Source organism: Achromobacter animicus (genome assembly GCF_902859585.1).
GTDB lineage: Bacteria > Pseudomonadota > Gammaproteobacteria > Burkholderiales > Burkholderiaceae_B > Achromobacter > Achromobacter animicus.
The window spans coordinates 737,448-762,930 of sequence record NZ_CADIJM010000002.1 but is presented as its reverse complement, the minus strand read 5'-3'; the positions used below and the strand labels follow the sequence as shown (position 1 = coordinate 762,930).

Annotated in this window: 24 protein-coding genes; 20 read left to right on the top strand and 4 right to left on the bottom strand. The window is 65.3% G+C overall.

The features are described 5' to 3' along the window. Positions 1–53 precede the first annotated feature (53 nt). Genes HV681_RS08315 through HV681_RS08290 form a run of 6 tightly spaced genes read left to right on the top strand, consistent with a single transcriptional unit; the run spans position 54 to position 5,855 of the window. Complete coding sequence (locus HV681_RS08315; protein ID WP_175122615.1) at positions 54–1,532, top strand: ABC transporter substrate-binding protein; 1,479 nt, start codon at positions 54–56, stop codon at positions 1,530–1,532. After that, positions 1,519–2,466: an ABC transporter permease gene (locus HV681_RS08310; RefSeq protein WP_254594919.1), complete on the top strand. Its 948-nt coding sequence runs from the start codon at positions 1,519–1,521 to the stop codon at positions 2,464–2,466. The genes HV681_RS08315 and HV681_RS08310 overlap by 14 nt, the downstream gene beginning before the upstream one ends. Continuing rightward, the gene (locus HV681_RS08305; protein ID WP_175122614.1) at positions 2,463–3,392 is read left to right on the top strand and encodes an ABC transporter permease; all 930 of its coding nucleotides are present in this window, start codon (positions 2,463–2,465) and stop codon (positions 3,390–3,392) included. The genes HV681_RS08310 and HV681_RS08305 overlap by 4 nt, the downstream gene beginning before the upstream one ends. Further along, entirely contained in the window at positions 3,389–4,378 is a 990-nt protein-coding gene (locus HV681_RS08300) for an ABC transporter ATP-binding protein (protein WP_175122613.1), read from the top strand. The genes HV681_RS08305 and HV681_RS08300 overlap by 4 nt, the downstream gene beginning before the upstream one ends. Further along, a complete protein-coding gene (locus HV681_RS08295; protein ID WP_175122612.1) occupies positions 4,375–5,370 on the top strand; it encodes an ABC transporter ATP-binding protein in 996 nt (331 codons plus the stop codon). Before HV681_RS08300 ends, HV681_RS08295 begins: the two co-directional genes overlap by 4 nt. 17 nt (positions 5,371–5,387) lie before the next feature. After that, a complete protein-coding gene (locus tag HV681_RS08290) occupies positions 5,388–5,855 on the top strand; it encodes a YybH family protein (protein ID WP_175122611.1) in 468 nt (155 codons plus the stop codon). Positions 5,856–5,945: 90 nt separating this feature from the next. Here HV681_RS08290 and HV681_RS08285 read toward each other — a convergent pair whose 3' ends face one another. After that, positions 5,946–6,893, bottom strand: a complete 948-nt coding sequence (locus HV681_RS08285) for an alpha/beta hydrolase (protein WP_175122610.1) — start codon at positions 6,891–6,893, stop codon at positions 5,946–5,948. A 247-nt stretch (positions 6,894–7,140) separates the two neighbouring features. On the opposite strand from HV681_RS08285, the gene HV681_RS08280 reads away from it, so the two are divergent. The 10 genes from HV681_RS08280 (at position 7,141) to HV681_RS08235 (ending at position 18,000) form a co-directional block, all read left to right on the top strand. Next, positions 7,141–8,691, top strand: a complete 1,551-nt coding sequence (locus HV681_RS08280) for a gliding motility protein (RefSeq protein ID WP_175122609.1) — start codon at positions 7,141–7,143, stop codon at positions 8,689–8,691. 354 nt (positions 8,692–9,045) lie between these two features. After that, positions 9,046–10,287, top strand: coding sequence for an urea ABC transporter substrate-binding protein (locus HV681_RS08275; protein WP_175122608.1), 1,242 nt, complete (start codon positions 9,046–9,048; stop codon positions 10,285–10,287). A 7-nt stretch (positions 10,288–10,294) separates the two neighbouring features. Further along, on the top strand, positions 10,295–11,164 hold the full coding sequence (locus tag HV681_RS08270; RefSeq protein WP_175122607.1) for an ABC transporter permease subunit: 870 nt from the start codon (positions 10,295–10,297) through the stop codon (positions 11,162–11,164). After that, complete coding sequence (locus HV681_RS08265; protein ID WP_175122606.1) at positions 11,164–12,156, top strand: ABC transporter permease subunit; 993 nt, start codon at positions 11,164–11,166, stop codon at positions 12,154–12,156. The genes HV681_RS08270 and HV681_RS08265 overlap by 1 nt, the downstream gene beginning before the upstream one ends. After that, a complete protein-coding gene (locus tag HV681_RS08260) occupies positions 12,153–12,887 on the top strand; it encodes an ATP-binding cassette domain-containing protein (RefSeq protein WP_175122605.1) in 735 nt (244 codons plus the stop codon). The genes HV681_RS08265 and HV681_RS08260 overlap by 4 nt, the downstream gene beginning before the upstream one ends. Beyond that, the gene (locus tag HV681_RS08255; RefSeq protein WP_175122604.1) at positions 12,871–13,575 is read left to right on the top strand and encodes an ABC transporter ATP-binding protein; all 705 of its coding nucleotides are present in this window, start codon (positions 12,871–12,873) and stop codon (positions 13,573–13,575) included. Before HV681_RS08260 ends, HV681_RS08255 begins: the two co-directional genes overlap by 17 nt. 13 nt (positions 13,576–13,588) lie before the next feature. Beyond that, a complete protein-coding gene (locus HV681_RS08250; RefSeq protein WP_175122603.1) occupies positions 13,589–15,100 on the top strand; it encodes an amidase in 1,512 nt (503 codons plus the stop codon). Next, positions 15,097–16,236, top strand: coding sequence for a transporter substrate-binding domain-containing protein (locus HV681_RS08245; RefSeq protein ID WP_175122602.1), 1,140 nt, complete (start codon positions 15,097–15,099; stop codon positions 16,234–16,236). The genes HV681_RS08250 and HV681_RS08245 overlap by 4 nt, the downstream gene beginning before the upstream one ends. Further along, positions 16,233–16,841, top strand: coding sequence for an ANTAR domain-containing response regulator (locus HV681_RS08240; protein WP_175122601.1), 609 nt, complete (start codon positions 16,233–16,235; stop codon positions 16,839–16,841). Before HV681_RS08245 ends, HV681_RS08240 begins: the two co-directional genes overlap by 4 nt. 4 nt (positions 16,842–16,845) lie before the next feature. Beyond that, positions 16,846–18,000, top strand: coding sequence for an iron-containing alcohol dehydrogenase (locus tag HV681_RS08235; RefSeq protein ID WP_175122600.1), 1,155 nt, complete (start codon positions 16,846–16,848; stop codon positions 17,998–18,000). 84 nt (positions 18,001–18,084) lie between these two features. Here the strand turns inward: HV681_RS08235 and HV681_RS08230 are convergent, their stop codons facing one another. Both HV681_RS08230 and HV681_RS08225 read right to left on the bottom strand, forming a co-directional pair. Next, on the bottom strand, positions 18,085–19,068 hold the full coding sequence (locus HV681_RS08230; protein WP_175122599.1) for a Bug family tripartite tricarboxylate transporter substrate binding protein: 984 nt from the start codon (positions 19,066–19,068) through the stop codon (positions 18,085–18,087). A 168-nt stretch (positions 19,069–19,236) separates the two neighbouring features. Then, positions 19,237–20,097 carry an AraC family transcriptional regulator gene (locus tag HV681_RS08225; protein ID WP_175122598.1) on the bottom strand — a complete coding sequence of 287 codons (861 nt, stop codon included), beginning with the start codon at positions 20,095–20,097 and terminating at the stop codon, positions 19,237–19,239. 115 nt (positions 20,098–20,212) lie between these two features. Here HV681_RS08225 and HV681_RS08220 point away from each other — a divergent pair, with 115 nt between their 5' ends. Continuing rightward, a complete protein-coding gene (locus HV681_RS08220) occupies positions 20,213–21,442 on the top strand; it encodes an MFS transporter (RefSeq protein WP_175122597.1) in 1,230 nt (409 codons plus the stop codon). A gap of 81 nt (positions 21,443–21,523) precedes the next feature. Continuing rightward, on the top strand, positions 21,524–22,282 hold the full coding sequence (locus HV681_RS08215; protein ID WP_175122596.1) for a TSUP family transporter: 759 nt from the start codon (positions 21,524–21,526) through the stop codon (positions 22,280–22,282). Positions 22,283–22,414: 132 nt separating this feature from the next. Here the strand turns inward: HV681_RS08215 and HV681_RS08210 are convergent, their stop codons facing one another. Further along, a complete protein-coding gene (locus HV681_RS08210; RefSeq protein WP_175122595.1) occupies positions 22,415–23,305 on the bottom strand; it encodes a LysR family transcriptional regulator in 891 nt (296 codons plus the stop codon). A gap of 149 nt (positions 23,306–23,454) precedes the next feature. Here HV681_RS08210 and HV681_RS08205 point away from each other — a divergent pair, with 149 nt between their 5' ends. Both HV681_RS08205 and HV681_RS08200 read left to right on the top strand, forming a co-directional pair. Further along, positions 23,455–24,459 (top strand): tripartite tricarboxylate transporter substrate-binding protein, encoded by a 1,005-nt coding sequence (locus HV681_RS08205; protein ID WP_175122594.1) that lies wholly within the window; start codon positions 23,455–23,457, stop codon positions 24,457–24,459. A gap of 47 nt (positions 24,460–24,506) precedes the next feature. Next, on the top strand, positions 24,507–25,454 hold the full coding sequence (locus HV681_RS08200; RefSeq protein WP_175122593.1) for an amidohydrolase family protein: 948 nt from the start codon (positions 24,507–24,509) through the stop codon (positions 25,452–25,454). Positions 25,455–25,483: the final 29 nt, after the last annotated feature.

Below are 25,483 nucleotides of genomic sequence, written 5' to 3'. Positions count from 1 at the left end.
TTTTCTGACGGCAAACTTCGTTTTCCTTATTTACGATGGATCCGGAGTGCGCCATGCGCCTTAACCAGTTATTGGGTTTGCTGCTGTCTGCGTCGGTGCTGAGCGCCGCCCAGGCGGCTGATATCACGTTGGCGCTGGGCACCGAGCCCTCGACGCTGGATCCGCAGACGGCGCAGGATGGCTCCGAGCGCGCCGTGTCGCGCAACATCTTCGAAACCCTGCTGACCCGCACGCCCGCGGGCGAGCTGGTGCCGCAATTGGCGACGGCCCTGCCGCGTCAGATCGACGCGACGGCCTGGGAGGTCACGCTGCGTCCGGACCTCAAGTTCAGCGACGGCAAGCCCCTGGATGCCGCTGCCGTGGCCGCCAGCATCAACCGCATCGTCGACCCCAAGACCGCATCGCGCCAGCGTCCGTTCTTTCTTGGCATCAAGCAGGCCGAGGCCGTGGACGCCGTGACCGTCAAGGTGCACACCAACGGCGCCGATCCGGCGCTGCCCGCGCGTCTGTCCTGGCTGACCATCGTGTCGCCGGCCGCGGCTGCCGATGGCAGCCTGAGCCAGAAGCCGGTGGGCAGCGGCCCCTATGTGCTGACGGAATGGTCCAAGGGCAATCGCATCGTCCTCACCAAGAACCCGAATTACTGGAACCCCAAGGCCGTCGGCAATGTCGACCGCGCCACCTATCGCTTCGTCGCCGAACCCGGCACGCGCCTGTCTGGCCTGCGCGCCGGCGACTTCGACTTCATCACCAATCTGCTGCCGGAAGACACCAAGCGCGTGGCAAAGGCCGTAACGCTCAAGGGCACCGACCTGCCCTTTGTGTCGCTCAACGCTCTGAAAGGCCTGACGGCCGACGTGCGCGTGCGCCAGGCCTTGAACTACGCGGTGGACAAGGAAGCGCTGGCCAACGACCTCTATGGCGGCTACGCGTCTGTGTCGCACGGCCAACTGCTGGCGCCGGGCTGGTTTGGCTATGACGCCTCCATCAAGCCCTATCCGTACGATCCCAAGCGCGCGACCGAGCTGCTGAAGGCCGCCGGCGCCCATGGCAAAAGCATCGACCTCTACGCCCCCTCGGGCCGTTGGCTGAAAGACAAGGAACTGGCGGAAACCATTGCCGCCTACTGGGAGGCCGCGGGCCTGAAGGTCAACTTCCGGGTGCTGGCCTGGGCCGAATACCTGGACGCGCTGAACAAGAACCGCGTGCCGACCGAAGCGCAGATCAGCAGCAGCCATTCGAACCAGCTGCTGGACGCGGATCGCACGCTCAGCGCCTATTACGCCGAAGGCGGCGTCGCAGCCGCCAACGACAACGCCGAGCTGAAAAAGCTGATCGAAGACGCGCGCCAGGAAGCCGATCCCGCCAAGCGTCAGGCCTTGTATTCCAAGGCCCTGCAGATCGGCCGCGATCAGGCCTATCTCGTCTTCCTGCTCGATGGCGGCGAGATTTTCGGCTTGTCCAAGCGCGTGGATTTCTCGCCGCGCGTCGATGGCCTGATTCCGCTCAAGGACTTCCGTGTCACCGACTGATCAGGGCGGGCGCGGCTTGCCGCGCTTTTTGCTGGGCCGCTTTCTGCAAGGCTTGCTGGTCGTGTTGGGCGTGACGACGATCGTGTTCGTCGTCACGCGGCTTATCGGCGACCCGGTGCAGGCGATGCTGCCGGTCGATGCCTCGGCCGAAGACCGCGCCGTGCTGGCGCGCGCGTTGGGCATGGATGGGCCGATCTGGCTGCAGTACCTGCACTATCTGCGCGACATCGCCAGCTTTCAGTTCGGCGACTCGCTTTGGCAACACCGGCCGGCCGTGGACATCGTGCTGGAACGCCTGTCGGGCACCCTCACCTTGTGCCTGGGCGCGCTGACCGTCGCCGTGCTGCTGGGCGTGCCGCTGGCCATTGCCGCCGCCCTGAAGCCCGGGCAATGGGCGGACCGCATTTCGGTATTCCTGAGCCTGAGCGGTCTGTCCCTGCCGCAGTTCTGGCTGGGCTTGCTGCTGATCCTGCTGTTTGCCGTGACCTTGAACTGGCTGCCCTCATCCGGTTCGGACACCGCGGCCAGCGCCGTGCTGCCGATCGTGACGCTGGCGCTGCCGGCCTTGGGCCGCATCGCCATGATGTTGCGCTCGGCGCTGATCGATGAACTCAATTCGCAATACGTGCGCACGGCGCGCGCCAAGGGATTGCGCTCGCGGCGCGTCGTGCTGGTGCATGCCTTGCGCAATGCCGCCGTGCCGACGGTCGCGCTGCTGGGCTGGGAATTTGCCGCCATGCTGGCCGGCCATACCGTCGTGGTCGAAACCGTGTTCGCCTGGCCAGGGCTGGGCCAGACGGCGGTGCAGGCCATCGAGCGCCAGGATCTGGTGCTGCTGCAGGCCGTGGTCTTCTTCATCGCCTTCCTGATCGTGATTCTGAATTTCTGCCTGGACATCGTGTACCGGGTGCTGGACCGGAGAATCGCGGTATGAGCGCGCCTGTGTGGGAAGTGCCGGTGTCCGCACCGGCGGCACGTGGCTGGCGTGCCTTGTCGGATCGCCAGCGCGGCTGGATTCTGGCCGTGGTGCTGTTGCTGGCACTGGCGGCCGTTGCCATCATCCTGCCGTGGCTGGCGCCTTATGACCCCGCCACGATCAAGCTGTCGGCACGCCTGCGTCCGCCGGCCTGGGAAGAACGCGGCAGCCTGGCGAATCTGCTGGGCACGGACAATCTGGGCCGCGATGTGCTGAGCCGGGTGCTGCACGGCGCGCGGCTGTCGATATTCATCGGCGCCGCCGTGGTGGCGATCTCGGCCGGCGTGGGCGTGCTGGTGGGGCTGATTGCCGGTTTTGCCGGCGGGCGGGTGGACGCCGTGCTGATGCGCTGGGTCGATATCCACGTGGCCTTCCCCGGCTTGCTGCTGTCTTTGGTGATCCTCGTGATTCTGGGTCCCGGCCCGGGAACGGTGATTCTGGCCCTGGCCCTGAACGGCTGGATGGTCTACGCGCGCCAGATCCGCAGCGTGGTCCTGTCGGTGCGCCAGCTGCCCTATATCGAAAGCGCCGAAATGGCTGGCGCGCGGCCGGCGCGCATCCTGCTGCGCCATGTCCTGCCCAATCTGGCCGCGCCGCTGATCACCTTGATGGTGCTGGAGTTCGCGCGTGTCGTGCTGGCCGAGGCGGCCCTGTCGTTTCTGGGTGTTGGCGTGCAACCGCCGGGCGTATCCTGGGGCCTGGACGTGGCCAACGGCCGCAACTATCTGACCAGCGCGTGGTGGCTGGCGACCTTTCCGGGTCTATCCATCGCGCTGACCGTGTTGGGCGTCAACCTGGCGGCCAGCCGCCTGCGCCTGGCGCTGGACCCGCGGGAACGCGAAAAAGACTTTGCCCGCAAACTGCTGGCCAAGGAGGGGCGATGACAACGCAGCCTCTGTTGAGCGTGCGTGACCTGAGCGTTGAATTTCTGACCCGCCAGGGCAGTGTGAATGCGGTCGATCGCGTGTCCTTTGAACTGCATGCCGGCGAAACGCTGGCTTTGGTCGGCGAAAGCGGGTCCGGCAAGAGCGCCTGCGCCTTGGCGTTGATGGGCCTGACCACCCTGCCCGGCCGGGTGGCCGGCGGCAGCGTGGTGTTTGACGGCCAGGATCTCCTGACCCTGCCGGAGCGCGCACTGGAAGACATCCGCGGCCGGCGCATCGCCATGGTGTTTCAAGATCCCATGAGCGCGCTGAATCCGCTCCTGACCATCGGCACACAGATCGATGAAGTGCTGGAGCGCCACACTGCGCTGAATGCCGCAGCGCGTCGTGCGCGCATCATCGGTCTGCTGGAGCAGGTCGGCATCCCCAAACCGGCCGAGCGCCTGGGGCGCCTGCCCCACGAGTTTTCTGGCGGCCAGCGGCAACGCATCCTGATCGCCATGGCGCTGGCCTGCGATCCGCAGATCCTGATTGCCGACGAGCCGACCACCGCGTTGGATGTCACGATCCAGGCGCAGATCCTGGAGCTGTTGGCCGAGCTGAAAGCCCGCCTGAAACTGGCGGTGCTGCTGGTGACGCACGATCTGGGCGTGGTGGCGCAAGTAGCCGACCGCGTAGCCGTAATGTATGCCGGCCGTCTGGTGGAGGTGGGCGATGCCGATGCCTTGTTCGAGCAGCCCGCCCATCCCTATACGGCGGGTCTGCTGCGCGCGACGCCGCGGCTGTCGGATAACCAGCCCCGCATGACGGCGATCGACGGCGTGCCGCCCGATCCGCGCGTGCGCCGCAGCTATTGCGACTTCGCGCCCCGTTGCCCGGGCGCCGATGCGGCCTGCGCCGCGCGGCCGCCTTTGCAAACGCTGTCGCCAGGACGTCTGGCTGCCTGTGTGCGGCCGTTTGCACCGGTCTGGAAGGAGCTGGCATGACGGCGCCCCTGTTGCAGGTAGAGGATTTGCGAGTGCATTACCCGGTGCGCTCGGCGGGCTGGTTCAGCCGGCCCATGACCGCGCGCGCGGTCGATGGGGTGTCGCTGGAACTGGCGCGCGGTGAAACCTTGGGCCTGGTAGGCGAATCCGGTTCGGGCAAGACCACCTTGGGCCGCGCGGTCCTGCGCCGCACGCCGTTGACGTCGGGGTCCATCCGGTTTCAGGGGAAAGACATCAGCACCGCTGGCGCCGCGCAATTGCGCGAGCTGCGGCGGCACATGCAGCTCGTGTTCCAGGACCCGACCACCAGCCTGAATCCTCGTCACACCGTGTTTGATGCGATCGCCGAACCCTTGATCGTGCATGGCTGGTCAGCCGGACGGCGTGCGCTCGAAGCGCGCGTAGCCCAGTTGATCACGCAGGTCGGTCTGCCGGCCGATACGGCCAAGCGCTATCCCCATGCGTTCTCCGGCGGTCAACGTCAGCGCGTCGGCATTGCCCGCGCGCTGGCGATCCAGCCCGAGCTGATCGTGGCCGATGAACCCGTGTCGGCGCTGGACGTGTCGGTGCGGGCGCAGATCATCAATCTGTTCCAGGACTTGCAGCAGGAGCTGGGACTATCCTTCCTGTTGATCGCGCACGACCTGGCCGTGGTGCGGCATATCTCGCATCGCATCGCCATCATGTATGCCGGCCAGATCGTCGAGACCGGTCGGCGAGACGATGTCTATGACCGGCCGCTACATCCCTATACGCGCGGTTTGCTGGCTGCCGTACCCGAACCGGAACGCCATCGCGATGGCCGTCGGACGTTTCCGGTGGCGCTAGGTGAACCGCCCAGCCCGATGTCCCCGCCATCAGGCTGCCGGTATCACCCGCGTTGTCCCCTGGCGGTTGAACGTTGCCGGCAGGAAGCGCCGCCGCTGATGACCATGGCGGGCGAACACAAAGTGGCTTGCTGGTTTCCCGGCGCCGCCCCGATTTCCTCGTAATTTTTCATGGAGAAACCATGTCTGTTAAAGCTCTGACCCCTGTCGATCCGGCTGACGCCGACGCGGTGCGCGCCTGGTTCAAGGAACTGTCCGACCATGTCCAAGCCGTGGATTACGCAGCGGCGCGCCATTTGTTCGCGGAAGACTTTGTCGCGTTCGGCACGTACACCAACTTCGTGCATGGCCGCGATCATGCCGAGAAAAACCAGTGGCGCAACGTGTGGTTCAGCATCGACAAGTTCCTGTGGCGTCTGGACGACGTGCAGACCTTTGTGTCGCCGGACCGCCTGTTTGCCGTCGGTGCGGCAGTGTGGGATTCGATCGGCTATCACCCGGACGGCAAGACCTTCGACCGCCTGGGCCGCGCCACCGTGTCGTTCGCGCGTGAAAACGTTGGCGATCCGTGGGTGGCGACCCACACGCACATGTCGCTGTTTCGCGATACGCCCAGCGTGTCTCACGGAAACAAGCCCGTTCGGAGTTAAGCGGGACCTCGCCCCGATTCAAACGCCGCCCTCTCCGGCCTGATGCCGCGACGCCGTGGTCTTGGCATCAGGATCGGTCAACCAAGGCGCTCAGGCCAGCAGCAGACGCAACTGCCGCACCAGATCCGAACGGGCCTCCTGCGCTTGAGGCAGGATGCGGGTCATGCTGATGAAGCTGTGCGGCACGCCGGGGTAGATTTTCTGCCACGGCTGCGCGCCCGCCTCGCGCAACGCCTGCGCCAGGTCCTTGGTGTCGTCCAGCAAGGGATCGAGTTCGGCGGCTTGCAGAATAGCAGGGGGCAGACCCTGCACGCTGCCCAATAGCGGCGCAACGCCAGGGTCCTGCAATTGCGCTTCATCGGCCACATACTGGCGCCAGAACCAATCCAGCTTGTCGGTCGACAACCCAAAGCGGCCATCGCCCAGTTCCTGCTGCGCAGGCGTATCACGGCGCGCCGACAGCATGCCGTAGATCAGCGCAATCGCGCGCAGCAGCGGCTCGCCCGCATCCCGCAGCCGTTGCGCCGCCGCCAGCGTCAGATTGCCGCCAGCGGACTCTCCGCCCAGACTCAAGCGTCCGGCATCCAGGCCCAGCGATGCCGCATTGCCATGCAGCCAGCGCACCGCCCCCAACACCTGCTCCACCGCCACCGGGTATCGTGCTTCGGGCGCCAGCGCATACTCCAACCCGCCCGTCACGATGCCGGCCTCATTGGCAATCTCGCGTTTCCAGCGATCCAATGTTTCCAGATCCCCGTGCGCGAACCCGCCGCCGTGCAGATGCAGATACAGCGGCAGCGCCTTGCCCTCCGCGCCGGCGGGATAGTAAAGCCGCAACGTCGCCGGCACCGGCAGATGATCCAGCCGATGCTCCACCACCCGCCCGACCTCGGGCACTTCCCCAGCCAACCAGATCTGATAGCCGCGCGCCTGCCGGCGCACTTGATCCAGCGGGGTGGTCAGCACGTTGGGGGTGCCGACACCGGCTTCACGGCCCAAGGCCTGGGCGGCTTGTACTTCGGGTGACAGGGTGCTCATGATGCGTCCGATGCAATGAAGGAAGGCTGGCCGACGGCGGCGGCCAAAACCGCTCAGTATGGACACCCCGGCCTCAGGAGTCCAAATACGATTCAGACATATGCTTTTAACCTGCGGCGAAAGGCAGGTGTTCCCCCGAGCCTGCGATGGCGGCACCTGCGCGACAGGGGCCAAGGTGCGCGATCCACGGGGACAGATCGCAACCGTATACTGCGCATTCTTTGAATGCCTATCGGAAGCCCCCCGCATGTCTTACACGCCCGGCGATATCTACGTCACGTTCAACCGCCGCCTGCAGGCCTACACCGCCTCGCAGATCACGCACGTGAAGGGTGACGGCGCGGACGCCGAGATCGCGGTGCTGAGCCTGGACTGGGTGGGCAGCGCGTTGCCCGGCGACGCCGACATCGCCGCGATGCGGCCGGCGCACTTCGACTTCTACTTCTGGCGCGACCGCGTGGACCATACGTGGATCAGCGGGCCGGTGCCCGCGCATGCCAAGCACGTGGGCTGGCGCGATCCGCTCGTGACCGAGGAGTCACGCTCGTATTCCGGCGGCTGGTCCAGTGGCGACATGCTCTACAACCAGCGCCGCTGGAACGCGATCGACGCCGGCGTCCGTGCGCGATTCAAAGCGGCCGCCCACGCGGATACGCCCGATAACGCCGTAGTGCTGGAGCAACCGGGCCGCACGATCACGCGCGCCATGCGCGGCCTGGACAGCGCGGCGCTGCTCGCCGCGCCGTCGCTCGCGACGTTCGACGACATGCCCTTGCTGATCAAGCTGCACGTGGATGCGCCCGTGCCCGGGCTGATCGAATGGGCCCGCACGAAGCCGATTCTCAGCGAACTGGAATACGCCAGTTTCGGCGAGCCGGTCGTCGACCTGCGCGGCACCTCGTTCGGGCGGGTCGCGATTGACGTGACCGGCGTGCGCGAACTCTATTTGAATGACGGGCTGAACACGCTGTCGCTGCGCGGTGAGGTGCATCCCGACCTGGTCGTGCACACCGAAGACGACGGCATGTGGTTGCGGCTGGAACGCGAAAACGCCATCTGGTCCGGCGCCGGATTGACGCGCCTTGGCGCGATCTCGCTGCGCGGCATGAAGACGCTGGACTGTGCCGAGGTCGCGCGTATCTTTCCGCACCTGCACTCGCTGTATGTGTGGGGCGCCCCAGGCGTGGCCACCGGCATCGAGCATCTGGCGGCCCTGCGCGAGCTGGCGATGATCCTGATCAACGACGTGTTCCCGCCTCCCGAGAGCCGCCTGCCCGGGCCGGACGCCTGGCCCAAGCTGCAATCGCTCTGGCTCACGAGCATGCCCGCTGAGATCCTGGCGCAGGCCAAGAAGGACTACAAGAAAGCCGCAGCGGCGGGTCTGGATCTGGAAGTCAGCAAGCCCCGCAAGCCCGAATGGCTGGCCGCGAACCTGGACAATCCGTTTCGCGAATGGGACGGCAGCGAGCACATCACGGCCGCCCAGGCCAAGAAAGCCGCCGCGTTGTACCGCAAGATCCGCGCCGACGCCCTGAAGGCCGCTGCGACCCACGCCGCGGATGCGCAAGCGCTGATGGCGACCCTGTCCGAGATCGTTCGGACATATACCGAAGGCTTCAACGCGCTCGACCGGCGCACCGGCTTCATCGAAACGGTGGAACGCGATCAGATCTACGTGGCGCTGATGGGCATCCTGGACGCCGTCCAGGCCAAGCTCATCGAGGACGCGGGTGAAGACGCGGCCGTGCTGGATCGCGATGCGCTGGATCGTGCGGTGGATGAGGTGCGGGACTTTTAAGGACAGCGACATTGCGGGCCGGTATCGCCAATGTCGAGGGTGGTGACGCGGCCCGGGGCGTTCTCGGCGCCAGCCCTAGGGAAATCCCGGGGCTAGCCTGGCCCTTGCCCTTCCCCTAGAATTTGCCCTGCCTTCAAGCATTGAAGGTCGGTCCGGTTAGTTCCAAAGGCGCAACTGCCAGCAAGGCCGCTCAGTATTTCTCGTCGACAACGGCGTCGACATCCTGCCGGGTTCTCGGCATACCCACACACCTACACACGTCTACGCGACTTTCGGCGTCGGCCTCTGCACGTCCCTGCACTTCGCGCGGGGCGCCAGACCGCACGCGCCGCAAGCGCTCAAGGGGCCATCAACATGAGCATGAACCGCCGTCAGTTCCTCTCGTCCACCGCTGCCACCGCCGCCTCCGCCACCCTGATGGGACTCACCGGCTCGCGCGCCTTTGCGGCTGGCGAGGAGAAAATCAATGTCGCCGCCATTTACGATCTGTCGGGAGGCCTGGACATCTACGGCAAGCCGGTGATGGACGCGCTGCGGTTCGCGGCCGAGGAAATCAACGCCAAGGGCGGTCTGCTGGACAAGCAGATCAACTTCATCGCCTACGACGCGCAATCGAATATGCAACTTTATGCGCAATTCGCGCAGCAGGCCGCGCTGCGCGACAAGGCCGCCGTGGTCCACGCCGGTATTACCTCGGCTTCGCGTGAGGTCGTGCGGCCGGTGCTCAACCGCTATCGCACGCTGTACTTCTACAACAATCAGTATGAAGGCGGCGTCTGCGACCGCAATTACTTCGCGGCCGGCGTGACGCCAGCGCAGACAGTGCAGAAGCTCGCACCGTACGCCGTCAAGCAATGGGGCAAGAAGGTGTACATCGTGGCGGCCGACTACAACTACGGCCAGATCGTGTCCAACTGGGTGCGCAAGTACGCAGCCGATGTCGGCGGCCAGACCGTCGCCACGGAATTCTTCCCGCTGGACGTGACCGATTTCGGCGCTGCCATTTCCAAGATCCAGGCTGCCTCGCCGGACTTCGTCTGGTCGGGTCTGGTGGGCGGCGCGCACATGTCCTTCTATCGCCAATGGAAGGCCACCGGCATGACAGGAAAAATCCCGCTCGCCTCGACCACCTTTGCCGGTGGCAATGAACACATCGTGCTGTCGCCCGAAGAATGCAACGGCTTCCTCGTTTGCCAGAACTACCTGCAGGAGCTGCCTGGCGCCGCCAACGCCGACTTCGTCAAGCGCTTCCATGCCCGTTACGGCGCCGACTATCCCTACATCACCGAACTGGCCATGGGTGCTTATCAGGGCTTCATGCTGTGGGCCGAAGGCGTGCGCAAGGCCGGCTCGATCGACCGCATCAAGGTCATCGAAGCGCTGGAATCGGGCATCGCCATCGATGCGCCGAGCGGCCGCGTGTCGCTGGACCCCGCCACGCACCACTGCACGCTGGACGTGCACATCGCGGAAGTCCGTGACCGCAAGCTCAATCTGATCGAGAGCTTCCCGCAGCAGAAGCCCGGCGACACCGCCGCGGTCTGCGACCTGATCAAGAACCCGGCGGACAACCGTCAATACGCCATCAAGTTCTGAGCGTTCCATGGATCTCGTTGCCATTTATGCCATCGATATCCTGGGTGCGATCGCCATCCTGGCGCTGTTGAGCGTCGGGTTGGCGGTGGTGTTCGGGATGATGAAGATCATCAATCTCGCCCACGGCGAATTCATGATGTTGGGCGGCTATGTCGCCATCCTTGCCACCAATCAATGGGGCGTGCCGATCTGGATCTCCATGCTGGTGCTCGCGCCGTTGATCGTTGGCATCTTCGGCGTGCTTGTGGAACACCTGCTGGTGCGTCATCTGTATGGCCGCATGATCGACACCATGCTCGCGACCTGGGGCTTGTCCCTTGCCGTCATCGGGCTGGCCACCATGGTCTTCGGAAACACCACCGTCGGCATTTCGTCGCCTCTGGGCGGCATTGCCATCGGCGCGCGCCAAGCCAGCGGGTATACCTTGTTTCTGATCGCGCTGGCCGCCGGCGTGATGCTCGCGTTGTGGTGCCTGCTGCGTTTTACCGATTTCGGCCTGCGGGCCCGGGCCTGCATGCAGAACGCCGCGATGGCCAACGCGCTGGGCATGAACCCCAATGGCGTCTACAAGATGACCTTCGGTCTGGGCGCCGCCTTGTCCGGTCTGGCCGGCGCCGTGCTCGCCCCGCTCACGGGCGTCATCCCGACCATCGGCGCGGCCTACATCGCCAAGGCCTTCATCACGGTCATCAGCGGCGGGGGCGCCGTCATCGCCGGCACGGTCAGCGCGTCGGGCTTCTTCGGCGCCATCAGCCAAGGAGTGACATTTCTTGCCACGCCGGTTTACGGCCAGGTGGCCTTGCTGCTGGCCGCCATCGTGCTGATCCGTCTTTTGCCGCAAGGCATTACCGGGCGATTTTTCAAGCGAGCGATCTGATGCGTGTACCTGTGATTTCTCTGGCGCTGGGCGTGGTGGCCGTCGCGGCCGCGATCATGTTGCCCACCGTCGTCGACATGTTCAGCCTCTTGTCCATGACGGTCTACCTCGTCATGGCCTTGCTTGCGCTGAGCCTGGCCTTTGTCTGGGGTCACGGCGGCATCCTGTGTTTCGGGCAGGCCGCCTTCTTTGGTCTGGGCGCTTATGCCTGGGCGATCGGCGCCTTCAACTTCGGACCGGACCTGGTCGCGATGGCCTTGGCCGTCGCCGTGCCGGCGGCTTTTGCCGCCCTGCTCGGCTACTTCATGTTCTACGGCAAGATCAGCGACGTTTATCTTGGCGTCATCACGCTGGCCGTGACCTTGATCCTGTTCAACCTGATGAATTCGACCTCAGGCGACAGCTATCGCATCGGCGAAGCGCTGCTGGGCGGATTCAATGGCATTCCGTCGATCCCGCCGCTGACGCTCCCGGGCGCGACAGAGCCCCTTTCGCCCGAAGGCACGTTCACACTGGCCGCCCTTACCCTCATCGGGGCATACTTTGGCCTGCGCGCAATCATGGCCTCGCGCTTTGGTCGCGTGGTTGCCGCGGTACGTGAAAACGAACAGCGCGCCCTGCTGCTGGGCTACAACGCCAGCCTGTACAAGTTGGCCGCGTTCACGCTGGGCGGCGCGCTGGCCGGCCTGGCCGGCATGCTGTACGCCAACTGGGGCGCCTTCGTCAGCCCCGGCGTGTTCGGTCTGTCGCAGTCGGCGCAAATCATCATTTGGGTGATCGTCGGGGGCCGCGGCACGCTGATCGGCCCCATCATCGCCTGCGTGGCGCTGCAAGCCATGGTCACGGAACTGGGTGCGCAGCACACCGTGGACACCGGCCTGGTTCTTGGCCTCATCCTGATTTTCTTCGTTCTGTTGATCCCGCGCGGCCTGGCCCCGACGGTGCTCGACGCTTGCCGCCGCGCAGTGCGCCCGGCCAAGGAGCAAGCATGAGCACACCGCTGTTGGAAACCCAGGCCCTGGGTGTGAGTTTTGGCGGCGTGCACGCTGTGCGAAATGTCGATTTCCGACTGGAGCGCGGCGAAGTGCGCTGCCTGATCGGCCCGAACGGCGCCGGCAAAAGCACCTTCTTCAAGATGCTATCCGGCCAGTTGCAGCCGAGCCGCGGCGACATCCGCTTCAAGGGCCAACCCCTGCGCGGTCTGGCCACGCACGAGGTGGCGCGCCTGGGCATCGGCATCAAGACTCAGGTGCCCAGCGTCTTCGAAGGGCTGGACGTGCGCGAGAACCTGCGGCTGGCCGCGGCGCGGCGCGCCGACGGCGAGCCGGACGCCATTGCGGCGCAAGTGCTGGCCGAAATCGGCCTGGATGCGCTGGCCCGCACGCCAGTCAATGCGCTCGCTCACGGCCAACGCCAATGGGTGGAACTGGGCATGATCCTGGCGTCGCGGCCCGAGCTGGTGCTGCTGGATGAACCGGCAGCCGGCATGACGCACCAAGAGACACGCAAGACCGCCGACCTGATAGCCGCCATCAACCGCCACAGCACCGTGGTCGTGGTCGAGCACGACATGGCCTTCATCCGCCTGATCGCGGGCCGCATCACCGTCTTCAACCAAGGCGAAGTGCTGGCCGAAGGCAGCTTCGACGACATCATGGCGCATGCCGAAGTGCGTGCCGCCTATCTGGGCAAGCAAGGAGAAAAACATGCTCCAGGCGCATGACCTGAAAGCCGGCTACGGCCGCATCCCGGTGTTGCATGGCGTGAGCTTCGGCATGGCCGCCGGCGAATTCACCGGCATTCTGGGCCGCAACGGCATGGGCAAGACAACGTTGTTGCGCACGTTGATGGGCGAGCTGCCCCTTACCGGCGGCGACCTGACGCTGGCCGACCGAAAGATCGGCACGCTTGCTCCGCATGCCCGCGCCCGCCAGGGCCTCGGGTTCGTGCCGCAGGGGAGGCAGATCTTCCCGGCACTGAGCGTCGCCGAAAATTTGCGCATGGGTTGCGTGAAAAACCTGCGCGGCGCCGAAGCCATGATCGCCACGGTGCTGAAGGTGTTTCCGCGTCTGCAACGTCTGCTTGATCGTCCCGGTGGCAGCCTGTCGGGCGGCGAACAGCAATTGCTGGCGCTGGCCCGCTGCCTGTGCGGCGAACCCAGGCTGATGCTGCTGGACGAACCCACCGAAGGCATCCAGCCTTCGATCTGCGACGAAATCGTCGAGGCGTTGCAGACCCTGCGCGCCTCGCATGGCATCGCCATCCTGCTGGTCGAACAGGACATCGATTTCCTGTGCGCGCTTTCCGACCGCATCCTGGTGCTGGAAAAGGGCGAGCTGATCGCCGACATTCCCACCGCCACCACTACTCCCCAAGAGATCGCCCGGCGTTACGGCGGTCTGCAATCCTGAACCGGAATCCGAGATGTCCCTTCCCCGTCCCACTCTGGAAGCACTGGACCAGGCCGCGCGTCGCATTGGCCTGAATCTGGACGATGCCACGTTGCGTGCCTACGAACGCATCCTGGAGGCCACCTTCGCCGAGTACGACCAGGTGGATGCCCTGATCGATCAGCCGCCGGTGGTGCGCTATCCGCGCACACCGGGCGTCCAGCCCGAGGACAATCCGCTCAATGCCTGGTATGTGCGTACCGAGATCGACGGCCGCCCCGGCGGTCCGCTGGCCGGCAAGCGGGTGGTGCTCAAAGACAATGTCTGCCTGGCCGGCGTGCCCATGATGAATGGCGCGGCTACCTTGCGCGGTTATGTGCCCGACCAGGACGCCACGGTTGCCACCCGCATTCTGGACGCTGGCGGCCGCATCGTCGGCAAAGCCCATTGCGAATATTTCTGCGTATCGGGCAGCAGCCATACCAATGCAACCGGCCCGGTGCGCAACCCGCGCATGCCCGAGCATTCGGCGGGCGGATCGTCGTCCGGCGCGGCGGCGCTGGTCGGCGCCGGCGAAGCCGACATGGCCATCGGCACGGACCAGGGCGGTTCGGTGCGTATTCCAGCCGCCTACTCCGGCATCTATGGGATGAAGCCCACACATGGCCTCATTCCCTATACCGGCATCATGCCGATCGAAATGACGCTGGATCACGCCGGCATCATGACGGCAACGGTGGCCGACAATGCCCTGCTGCTCGACGCCATCGCCGGCAGCGACGGGCTGGATCCGCGCCAGCAGAACCTGCCGGCCGAGCGCGGGTCGTATTGCGAGGCGTTGGGGCTCGCCCTCAAGGGCTTGCGCGTCGGCGTGGTGCCCGAAGGCTTTGGGTGGCACAACAGCGAAACCGTGGTTGACGATGCAGTGCGCCAAGCCGCCGCCAAGCTGGCCGCGCTTGGGGCTGAAGTGATCGAGCTGTCGGTGCCGCTACACCGCAAGGGCCATGCCATCTGGACCCCCATCGCGGTCGAAGGCACGACCCAACAAATGAAGGGTTTCAACTACGGTAGCAACTGGAAAGGCCTGTATGTCACCGGCCTGATGCAGGCGCAACGCCACTGGCAAGATCATGCCGACGACTTCCCGCATGACGTCAAGACCTGCCTCCTGGCCGGCGAATACTTCTACGCACGCTACGGTGGCCAGTACTATGGCAAGGCGCAAAACCTCGCGCGCCGCCTGCGCCAGGCCTATGATCAGGCTCTGGATCGTGTCGACATGCTGTTGATGCCGACGGTGCCCATGCGCGCACCGCGCCTCATCGATGCCGGCGCGGCGCCGGACCTCTTTGTGACCCGCGCCCTTGAAATGAACGCCAACACCGCGCCCTTTGACGTCACCGGCCATCCGGCCATTTCCGTGCCCTGCGCCCTGCGAGACGGCTTGGCGGTCGGCATGATGCTGGTGGGCCGTCATTTCGACGAAGCGACGCTGTATCGTGCGGCCCATGCTTTCGAGCGCTCGCTCGACTGGACGTCGCTGTGACGACCACCACCGGCCATCGCGTCGGCCTGCTGTTCTCGCACGAGAGCCTGACAGCGGCGACCGAGATCACCCAGGAAAACGCCACGCTGCTGGCTATCGACGAGGTCAATGCCGCCGGCGGCATTGATGGCGCGCCGCTCGTCCCAGTCAGCGCCCGCGTGGGCGCCCAGCCGGCCGACTATCGCGAGGCCGCCGAACGGCTCTGCGATCGCGAACGCGTGCCGCTGATCTTCGGCACCCATATGTCCAGCACCCGCAAGGCCGTGCTGCCGGTCGTGGAAAGCCGCCGCGCCCTGCTGTTCTACGCCACGCTCTACGAGGGATTCGAGTATTCGCCCTATTGCTTCTATGGCGGCTCCGTTCCCAATCAGAACTCAGTGCAGCTGGCCAGCTACGTGATCCGTCACTTTGGCAATCGGGTCCTGTTCATCGGCGGCCAGTACGTCTACCCGCGCGAGTCGAATCGCATCATGCGCGAGCTATACGAGCAGGCGGGCGGCGAAGTGGTCGACGAGGTCTACCTGCCGCTGAACGCACCGCAGGAACACCTTGCCGAAGTCCTCAAGCGCGCCGTGGCGTTGCGTCCGGACGCGATCTACTCGACCATGGTCGGACGGGACATCGTCAAGCTGTATCGGGCCTACCGCGAGCTGGAGTTGGATCCGGCGCGCATGCCCATCGTCAGCCTCGCCACCAACGAGACCGACGTGGCGGCGCTCACTGCCGAACAGGCCGAAGGCCACATCACGGCCGCGCCGTACTTCGCTTCGCTGGACACCGCGCCCAGCCGCCGGTTCGCCCAGGCCTACCATGCGCGCTTCGGCGAAGACAGCCCGATCACGGCGGGCGCCGAAGCCGCCTATTCCCAGGTCCATCTCGTCGCCGACGCCGCGCGCCGCGCGGGCGGTCTTGCCGTGCCCGATCTGGTAAGGGCTCTGGACGGTGCCCAATTCCAGGCGCCCCAAGGTCTCGTCACCATCGACGGCGACACGCAACACACTTCGCTCTGGCCGCGCATCGCCCGCATTGATGCCCAACGGCAGTTCCAGATTATCTACGCCGCGCGTGCCGCGGTGCGGCCGGTGCCGTACCTCGTGGACCATGCGCTGGATCCCCAGGCCCTGACCCTGCCGTGACTGCCTACCTGAACCGGCCGGGTCGCAGCACCACGGCGCTCCGCGAACTCAACGGCCTGCGCGTGCTGGTCCTGCACCCGCAGGACGCCGAATCTCGCCTGTTGATGTCGCATCTGAAGCGCATCGGCTGTGTGCCGACCCAGCAATGGCCGCTGCCCGATACGCTCTGCTCCGATGCCGACGTAGTCGTTCTACCCATCGAAGAAGACTATCGCGAAGCCATTCAGAAGCTGGCCGACGGCCTGAACGCGCTGAGCCCGCCGCTGGTCGGCATCGTCGAATACGAGAATCCGGCCACGCTGCAACTGGTTCTGCATAGCGGCTGCACCGGTGTCATCGAACGGCCGATCCGCCCCTTTGGCCTGTTGACCCAGCTACTGCTGGCGCGCACCGCCTGGCGCCAGCAGGCCGCCACAATGGCCCATATGCGCAAACTCGAAGGGCGTTATGCCGCCGTCAGCAAGGTTGCCACGGCCAAGACGCTATTGATCGCGCGTGAAGGCATTACCGAAAACGAAGCGCACCGTCGTATCCAGAGCCGCGCCATGGCGACGCGATCATCGCTGGAAGACGTAGCGCAAACCATCATCAACGAGTTCTCCTGATCCCATGTCCGCCTTCTCCTTCCAGACCGTCCCCCACATTCTCGTCGAACCCGGCCTGGCTCGCCGCCTGGGCGCCCTGCTGCGCGAGCGCCATGCGGGCGCACGTGCGGTGTTGGTCTCCGACAACTTTCTCAATCGCAGCGGCGCGCTGCAACCGGCGCTGACCAGTCTGGCGGCCAGCGGCTGGCAGACGTTGGTTATCGACGACGTGGTCGCCGACCCGCCCGAAGCCGTGGTCCAAGCAGCAGCCGAACGCGCCCGCGCGTTCGACGCGGATGTGGTCATCGGTTTTGGCGGCGGTTCGTCCATGGACGTGGCCAAGCTGGTGGCCTTGTTGTGCAATAGCGATCAGCCGCTGCATGCCATGTATGGCGTCAACCAGGTGCAAGGCCAGCGATTGCCGCTGATTCAGGTGCCGACCACGGCCGGCACGGGCTCGGAGGTCACGCCCATCTCGATCGTGACCACCGGCGCCACCACCAAGAGCGGCGTGGTCGCGCCGCAGCTCTATGCCGACGCGGCTTTTCTGGACGCCGAACTGACGGTCGGCTTGCCGCCGGCGGCCACGGCCGCCACAGGCGTCGACGCCATGGTGCATGCCATCGAAGCCTACACCAGCAAACGCCTGAAAAATCCGCTGTCCGATCACCTCGCCATCCTGGCGTTGCAGCTGCTCACTGCCAACCTAATTACGGTTTGCCGCGACGGTGCCAACCTGCAGGCGCGCTCCAACATGCTGCTGGGCGCCATGCTGGCCGGCCAGGCATTCGCCAACGCCCCCGTCGGAGGCGTGCACGCGCTCGCCTACCCGGTCGGCGGCATATTCCATGTGCCACACGGCCTGTCGAACGCGTTGGTCCTTCCCGCCGTGCTGCGTTTCAATGCGCTGGCCGCAGCGCCCCTATACGCCGAACTGGGTACAGCGGTGGGCCTGCCGCCGGCCGCGGATGCCGCGCGCGGCGCGACCACCTTTATCTCCTTTCTGGAAGACCTCATCCGCCAGGCCGAGCTGCCGCGGGGTCTTCGCGCCGTCGGCATCGTGGAATCCGACCTGCCCACGCTGGCGAGTGCCGCGATGGCGCAACAGCGCCTGCTGATGAATAATCCGGTGCCTATCGATAAGGCCCAGGCGCTCGACATCTACCGTGCCGCCTACTGACCCGGTATGTCGGCGATGGCCGCAACCCGCTTGGCGAAAATCCGCGCAACGCTGTGACTCACGGATCGGTTGGGCCAGTGCGATCTACTGTTCCTTCAACCCCAACGATTTCATCAACGGCGCGAACAGCTTCTTCTCTTCCTGCACGCGCGCGGCATAATCGGCCGCGCTCAGCGGTATTGCTTCGGCGCCCGCATCCAGAAAGCGCTTCTGGATGTCCGGCCGCGCAAGCACTTTGTTGAGTTCGGCGTTCATGCGCTCGACCACATCATCTCGGGTGCCCGAGGCGGCATACACGCCGAACAGGCTGTCCGCGAACACACCGTCGATGCCGACCTCGGAGAACGTTCGAATGTCGGGCGCCACGGCAGCGCGCTGCCGGCTTGCCACCGCCAGCACTTTCAGCTTGCCCGCTTGCACCATGGGAAAGACCGTCGCAGGGCCAAACGCGAAGTCGATCTGGCCCGCTGCCAGGTCTTGTATCGCCGGCGCCACGCCGCGATACGGCGCATGGGTAGCTTGCATGCCCGTCGCCTGCTTGAGCAGTTCGCCGGCCAGATGCGGCGTCGTGCCGTTGCCGGCCGAACCGTAATTGAGCGGATCGGGCCGCTTGCGCGCGTATTCCACGAACTCCTCGAGCGTATTGACGCCGAGCGAGGACCGGACAAACAGGAACAATTGGCTGTTGGCCAGCAAGCCAACCGGCCGCAAATCCTGCTGCGGATCGAACGGCATGTTGGCGAACATCAGCGGGTTGACCGACTCGGTCGTCGAGGGATTGAGCAGGAAGGTATGGTTGTCCTTTCCGTTGCGCGCCACCTCGGCGCCCGCCACGTTGCCGCCCGCACCGCCACGGTTCTCCACGATGACGGTCTGCTTGAAGGCCTCGGCCAAGTGCGGCTGCACGGTGCGCGCCAGCACATCGACCAGCCCGCCCGGCGCCAGTCCCACGACCAGGCGCACGGGTTTGGTGGGCCAGGCCTGAGACGGCGTCTGCGCATGGCTACCCGTCGTCCAGCCAGTCAGCGCCAGCATCATCACGGCCAGACAACGTCTACGCAGCAGCATGCGATTCTCCAGATGGGGCGTCACCCCGCAATGTCGAGCACGGTGCGTCTCGTGCCGCACCACGGTGAGCCGCCCTCATGCCTCATCGCAGCGGCGGCCCTGCATCCGCCGCCCATTCTTCACAAAAGTTTAAGCATAAAGAATCCCGGAATAACCCTAATTCCCCGGCTACGAGCGAGGCGCCTCGTTGTCGCGCTGCTCACTGACTTCCACCTTCTGAGCGGATGTGGGCGCAACTTCACGGTATGGCGCCCGCGCTCGCATGTACGCCATCGGGCTGCACTTCATCTCCGTGCGGAACGCAAAGATGAACGACGACGTGGAACCATAGCCGAGTTCCAAAGCAGTCCCCGTTACGTCGAGACCACTTTCCAATAGCTCGATGGCTCTGAACAACTTCAGCCGGCGCCGCCAGTCGCGCAGCGTCAACCCGGTTTCCGCAAGGAATTTTCTGGCCAGCGTCCGCCCGGACATCCCCAACTCCCTGCCCCAATCGTCCGGGCTCCTTTGATCGGCCGGCCGGTTGTACAAGGCTTCGCAAATGGTCAATAGCGGGCCGCTCGTCGGCCACGCCAGCACCAATGAAATCGGGATGGCACGGCACAGTTGGTCAAGCACCAACCGATACACCCGACCGAAGTATTCGTCTTCGTCCGAGCGCCCTTGAATTGCCGCCGCCTCAACGATCAACGCTTTCAACAACGCAGACACGCCAAAGACCGCCACCCCGCCCTCGGAAAGCGTGCCCCCGGGATGGTCGGCAAGCCACAGGCTGCGGTACTCGGCGCCGAGAAAAGAACCGACGCTATGAACTGTCCCAGACGGAATCCAGGCGGCCTGGTTTGGGGAGATGGCGAAAGAACGGTCGTCTGCCGTGACCATGAGGACGCCAGAGACGGCATATACGACCTGGTGCCATTCATGCGTATGCGCGGCGAAGTAATCCCGCGCGCCAATGGACTGCACCCGCATGGTCATAGGCGCCGGCGGCCGGACGTCCGCGGGGGCCGTAATGGCTTTCCACTGCATGAGCGCATTCATATGTCGCCGATTCTATATAACTTGGCAATCTGTCGATAGATCGCCTACGTAACTTTGCGTTGTAATGCCAGCTCACCTATCCCGTCCCACGCCTTTCACCGCAATGACACAACGTAGCGCCTCCCCAGGGCACGATCGCCCCGCCGTTCTGCCCGAGGGCGTTCAACAAGGCAATATCTGGCGACTGACCACCGCCCAGGCCCTGGCGGGCGCGAATTCGGTGGTCGTTTATGCAACCGGCTCCATCGTTGGCAACATGCTTGCCCCGACGCCCATGCTCGCGACCCTGCCGATTTCCATTTTTGTCGTCGGCATGGCGACATGCACGCTGCCGATGGGCGCCGTCGCCAGGCGCCACGGGCGGCGTGCGGCATTTCTGCTGGGCACCGGCGCTGGGGTGCTCACCGGCCTGCTGGCGATGCTGGCGGTCATGATCGGAAGTTTCTGGCTGTTCAGCCTGGCCACGTTCTTCGGCGGTGTCTATGCGGCAGTGGTCCTGTCCTTCCGCTTCGCCGCCGCGGACGGCGTGGAGCCCAAGCGACGGGCGCGCGCGCTATCCCTGGTCATGGCGGGTGGCGTCGCCGCCGGGGTCGTCGGGCCACAACTCGTCACCTGGACGATGAATCTGTGGCCGCCGCACATGTTTGCCGCCACGTTTCTGGCGCAAGCGGCGGTTGCAGCGATTTCCGCGTTCATTCTTCTCGGCGTCAGATTGCCCGCCCCCACTGCCGCTGAGGTCGCGGGCGGACGCCCGCTTTCCGAGATTGCGCTGCAACCGCGGTTCATCGCCGCAGTGATCGCCGGCGCGGTCTCATACATGCTCATGAACTTCCTCATGACGGCCGCACCGCTGGCAATGCACATCTGCGGCCACTCCCAGGAGTCCGCCAACCTGGGACTGCAGTGGCACGTCATTGCCATGTACGCGCCAAGTTTCTTCACCGGCAGACTGATCTCCCGCTTCGGTGCAGGACGGGTCGCCACCATGGGCCTCGTGTTGATTGGCGTGGCGGCTGCGGTGGGCCTGGGAGGTATCGACGTCATGCACTTCTGGTGGTCACTGGTCCTGCTCGGCGTGGGGTGGAACTTCGGGTTTCTGGGCGCATCCGCGCTGGTGCTGGAATGCCATCGGCCCGAGGAGAAGACACGCGTCCAGTCCCTGAACGACTTCATCGTCTTCGGCCTGATGGCAATCGGCTCCTTTTCATCCGGGGGCCTGCTGTCGGCTTTCGGCTGGAACACCGTGCTGTGGGTGTCCTTCATTCCGCTGGCGCTGTCCGTCGCCGCCCTTGGCGTTGCCATGCGTAGAAAGGCCGTCGCACAGAGCCGATGAAGCCGCGCATCCACAAAAGATTCACGCTTGACCGGCGCGCGCCGACATGACGTCAATCCGTCGCGACGAGGAGCTTGAGCCATGCTGAACAGCATGCTGTTCCTCGTCTTCGTTGCGGTAGCGGTGTACGCGCAGAACCTGACGGGCTTCGCGCTCGCTCTGGTCCTGCTCGGCCTCACCGGCGCCGCCGGAATCTTGCCGCTGCCGGATGTCGTCAATGCCGTTTCGATCATTGCAGTGGTCAACGCGGCCGTGTTTCTTTACAGGCGGCGAGCATTACGGCTGGACCGGAAATTGTGGCCGCTCCTGATTGCCAGCATGCTAGGCACGATGTTGGGGATAGCGGCCCTGGCGTGGATCATGGGTAACGCTTATGAGCTACTGCGTCTTCTGCTCGGCCTGAGCATCATTTATTGCGCCTGGATGTTGGGACGGAGCAACCAACCGCGGGCCGCTGAGTCTGCGCCAGGCGCTTTTCTTGCGGTGGGATTCCTTTCCGGTCTGATGAACGGTCTATTCGCCGCAGGCGGGCCGCCGCTTGTATTCCTGTTGTACCGGCAGCCTTGGGATCTGGCTAGAACACGGGAATCCCTGATGTTCCTCAACGGCGCCGCCGGACTGATTCGATTCGCCGTCATGATGCCGACGATCGGCTTCACCGGGCTGTCATTCGAATTGACGATAATGGCCGTGCCGATCGTGCTCTTGGTCACGATACTGACCGCACGCAGGCCGCCTCCGTTCTCGCCAGTAGTGCTGCGGTTGCTTGTGCGCACACTGCTTGCCGCAACTGGAATCATCATGAGCGTCTCGTCGATGTCCGTTCTTCAAATGACGTAGCGACCAGGCGATTCGATTCAACTGTCCGCAGCCGCGGTCAGTACCAGGCGGGACCGCGATGCGCACCTCGCCTGCACCGGGCGCGCTCGACATGGTTCCCGGCAAGTTCAGGCTCAAAAGGCTGGCGCCCGCCTACTCTGTGGCGTGCGACATCTCATGCACCAGCCCAGCCTCGAGCTGCCGCGCCACGCGTCCCAGCCCCCGATTCAACGGCCACACGATGGCCAGATCGAGACCGCCTTCCACATCGACGGGCACGACGCTGAGCCCGTGACGGCGCGCATACAGGCCGCTCATGCTGTCAAGGATGGCCACGCCCAGGCCGCGTTCCGCAAAGGCGCAGGCGGCCGAATACTGATTCACCTCGATCACCGGTAGAAACGGCAAGCGCTCCTGCTCGAACCGCCGCGCCGTCAGTGCCCCCACCTGCAAGTGACGACTGAGCGAGATGTAGGGGGTGTCCGCCAGGTCGGCCAATGCCAGACGGTGTCGATTCGCCAGCGCGTGGCCCGCCGGCATCACGGCCTGCAGGCTCAGCCGCGCCAGCGTGCGCTGGCCTACGTTTGGCAGCGCGGCCGAGCCGATCACCACGCCGATATCGATGCGTTGATCGGCCGCCAGCCCCGTCACCCCTAGCGTCATGTCCGTGCGCACGCTGACCCGCACACCGGGCTCCCGGGCCTGCAACCAGGCCATCGCGCCGGGCAGGATGCTCGCGCCCACGGCCGCAACGGCCCCCACGTCCAGTCGCGCCTGCGCCCCGCCCCGCATGCTGGCCGCCATACGTTCGGCGTTGTCCATCGCCGCCAAGGCATGGACGATCTCCGGCAGCAGCAAGCGAGCCTCGGCGGTCAGCGCCAGCCGGCGCTTTTCGCGGCTGAACAGCGCGAAGCCCAGCTTGTCTTCCAACGACTTCAGCATCGCGCTTGCCGCGGGCTGCGACATCCCGGTGGATGCAGCCGCCAAGGTGACGGAGCCGGTGCGCCCCACGGCTTCGAACAGCGCCATCTCGCGTTTATTCATGTGAACCTCGTTGTTCATACATATCTATGTATGAAATGACTCAATTTATATATTTGACTATATCAATCTGCCTGCCGGACACTGACTCCACATCACAACAGCCGGCGCGGCTTGCATGCGGCGCACGGCGACATCGCGAGGAGACACCGATGCGCACGACCCCTGGCGTATACCCACGCAGGCTGCTGGCCAGACTGCTTACTCCGCTGCTCGGCACCGTATTGCTGGCTTCGGGCGCGCCCGCGCTGTCCGAGACCCCGGCGGGCGGCACGATCCGGATCGTGGTCGGTGCGCCGCCGGGAGGCGCGCCCGACACCGTGGCCCGCATCGTGGCGCAGCACATGCAGGTGGGCGGCCGCGCCGTGATGGTGGAGAACAAGAACGGCGCCGCCTCCATGATCGCGGCGGCCTACGTGGCTCGCGCGAGGCCCGATGGCAACACCCTGCTGCTCGCCAGCCAGACGACCGTCGCCGTCGCGCCCACGCTGCAGAACGTGACAACGTTCGATCCCATGAAGGACTTCACTGGCGTGGCGCTGGTGGGCAGTGCGCCGCAAGTGCTGCTGGCCGGGCCGAAGCTGCGCGCCACCTCCGTCCAGGAGCTCATTGCCCAGGCCAAGACCGCGCCGGGCGAGATCGATTTCTGCTCGGGAGGCATCGGCACCTCGCCCTATATGGCGGCCGTCTTGTTCGCCCAGACGGCGGGCATCGAATTGCACAGCATCCCGTTTGCGGGCGAACAAGCCTGCATCACCGAAATGCTGGCGGGCCGGTTGCCGTTCATGTTCGCGAACGCCTCGACGGCCCTGCCCTACATGAAGGATCAGCGCCTGCGCGCGCTGGCCGTGACCAGCAAAGCGCGCGTCAACTTCGCGCCGCAGTTGCCGACCACGGCAGAGGCGGGCCTGAAGGACTACGAGGTCGCGACCTGGCTTGGCCTGCTTGCACCCGCCGCCACGCCGCCCGACGTGGTCAACGCGCTGAACGCGGAGGTGCGCCGCGTGCTTCGCCTGCCGGATGTGCGCGAGAAGCTGGAGGCGCAGGGTTACGCACTGTCCGATGACAGCCCGGCGGCCTTCACCCGCTATTACCAGGCCGATCGCGACAAATGGGTGCGGCTGATCCAGACCGCCGGCATCAAGCAGAACCCTTGAGCGCGGCCGCGTGTACGCCCTTTCCCCATCATCTTCCCGAGCATCCCATGAGCCGTACCCAGCTTGCCGCTACTCCCGACGACCCGCGTACCGTGCTGGGCGTCCGTCACAGCCCGGTCACCGGCACAATTCCGCCTGGCGCCTGCGATTGCCATGTGCACATCTTCGGCCCGTTCGACCGCTATCAGCTGGCCGAAAGCCGCGTGTTCATGCCGGGGCTTGCGTCGACCGATGATCTGCTTGCGCTGCACGCGGCGCTTGGGATCGACCGCGCTGTCGTCGTGCAGGCCAGCCCGCAAGGCACCGACAATCGGTGCATGACCGATGCTCTTGCCACCCTGAATGCGGCAGGCCATGCATCGCGCGGCGTCGCGGTCCTGGCGCCCGATATCTCGCGCGACGGCCTGCGCGCGCTGCATGCGGCGGGCGTGAGGGGCGCACGCGTCAACCTGCAATCATTCGGCCAGCAGGATCCGGCCATCGCGCGCGATGCGCTGGCGCGCACCGCCGAACAGGTTGCCGATCTCGGTTGGCACGTGCAGATCTACACCACGCTGCCGGTCGTGAGCGCGCTCGCACCCGCACTGCGCGACTGCCCCGTGCCCGTCGTGATCGATCATTTCGCACTGGCAAGCGCCGTGGCCGGCACGGGCCAGCCCGGCTTCGATGCGCTGCTGGAGATCGTGGCATCAGGCAATGTGTACGTGAAGCTCTCAGCGCCGTACCGCCTGACGGTCTGGCAGGATGGCCGCCCGCCCATCGAGGCGCGAGAGATCGCACGCGCCCTCATCAATACCCGGCTTGATCGCATGCTGTGGGGCACCGACTGGCCGCATTCGGGGGCTTGGCCGGGCGTGGCCCGCACGCGCGATCGCAGTGAACCGCTTCATCCGATTGACGATGGTGAACAGCTGTCGGCCTTCTGCGCGTGGGTGAGCGAAGCGGAGAGGCAGGCGATCCTGGTCGATAACGCGGCGCGGCTTTACGACTTTTGAAGGTCCAGAATACCGAATGTACGGTCCTC

What these genes read in the sequence shown, in the direction of transcription:
- HV681_RS08315 (WP_175122615.1), top strand. Translation starts at nt 54, where the DNA reads ATGCGCCTTAACCAGTTATTGGGTTTGCTGCTGTCTGCGTCGGTGCTG.
- HV681_RS08305 (WP_175122614.1), top strand. Translation starts at nt 2,463, where the DNA reads ATGAGCGCGCCTGTGTGGGAAGTGCCGGTGTCCGCACCGGCGGCACGT.
- HV681_RS08300 (WP_175122613.1), top strand. Translation starts at nt 3,389, where the DNA reads ATGACAACGCAGCCTCTGTTGAGCGTGCGTGACCTGAGCGTTGAATTT.
- HV681_RS08295 (WP_175122612.1), top strand. Translation starts at nt 4,375, where the DNA reads ATGACGGCGCCCCTGTTGCAGGTAGAGGATTTGCGAGTGCATTACCCG.
- HV681_RS08290 (WP_175122611.1), top strand. Translation starts at nt 5,388, where the DNA reads ATGTCTGTTAAAGCTCTGACCCCTGTCGATCCGGCTGACGCCGACGCG.
- HV681_RS08285 (WP_175122610.1), bottom strand. Translation starts at nt 6,893, where the DNA reads ATGAGCACCCTGTCACCCGAAGTACAAGCCGCCCAGGCCTTGGGCCGT.
- HV681_RS08280 (WP_175122609.1), top strand. Translation starts at nt 7,141, where the DNA reads ATGTCTTACACGCCCGGCGATATCTACGTCACGTTCAACCGCCGCCTG.
- HV681_RS08275 (WP_175122608.1), top strand. Translation starts at nt 9,046, where the DNA reads ATGAGCATGAACCGCCGTCAGTTCCTCTCGTCCACCGCTGCCACCGCC.
- HV681_RS08270 (WP_175122607.1), top strand. Translation starts at nt 10,295, where the DNA reads ATGGATCTCGTTGCCATTTATGCCATCGATATCCTGGGTGCGATCGCC.
- HV681_RS08265 (WP_175122606.1), top strand. Translation starts at nt 11,164, where the DNA reads ATGCGTGTACCTGTGATTTCTCTGGCGCTGGGCGTGGTGGCCGTCGCG.
- HV681_RS08260 (WP_175122605.1), top strand. Translation starts at nt 12,153, where the DNA reads ATGAGCACACCGCTGTTGGAAACCCAGGCCCTGGGTGTGAGTTTTGGC.
- HV681_RS08255 (WP_175122604.1), top strand. Translation starts at nt 12,871, where the DNA reads ATGCTCCAGGCGCATGACCTGAAAGCCGGCTACGGCCGCATCCCGGTG.
- HV681_RS08250 (WP_175122603.1), top strand. Translation starts at nt 13,589, where the DNA reads ATGTCCCTTCCCCGTCCCACTCTGGAAGCACTGGACCAGGCCGCGCGT.
- HV681_RS08235 (WP_175122600.1), top strand. Translation starts at nt 16,846, where the DNA reads ATGTCCGCCTTCTCCTTCCAGACCGTCCCCCACATTCTCGTCGAACCC.
- HV681_RS08230 (WP_175122599.1), bottom strand. Translation starts at nt 19,068, where the DNA reads ATGCTGCTGCGTAGACGTTGTCTGGCCGTGATGATGCTGGCGCTGACT.
- HV681_RS08225 (WP_175122598.1), bottom strand. Translation starts at nt 20,097, where the DNA reads ATGCAGTGGAAAGCCATTACGGCCCCCGCGGACGTCCGGCCGCCGGCG.
- HV681_RS08220 (WP_175122597.1), top strand. Translation starts at nt 20,213, where the DNA reads ATGACACAACGTAGCGCCTCCCCAGGGCACGATCGCCCCGCCGTTCTG.
- HV681_RS08215 (WP_175122596.1), top strand. Translation starts at nt 21,524, where the DNA reads ATGCTGAACAGCATGCTGTTCCTCGTCTTCGTTGCGGTAGCGGTGTAC.
- HV681_RS08210 (WP_175122595.1), bottom strand. Translation starts at nt 23,305, where the DNA reads ATGAATAAACGCGAGATGGCGCTGTTCGAAGCCGTGGGGCGCACCGGC.
- HV681_RS08205 (WP_175122594.1), top strand. Translation starts at nt 23,455, where the DNA reads ATGCGCACGACCCCTGGCGTATACCCACGCAGGCTGCTGGCCAGACTG.
- HV681_RS08200 (WP_175122593.1), top strand. Translation starts at nt 24,507, where the DNA reads ATGAGCCGTACCCAGCTTGCCGCTACTCCCGACGACCCGCGTACCGTG.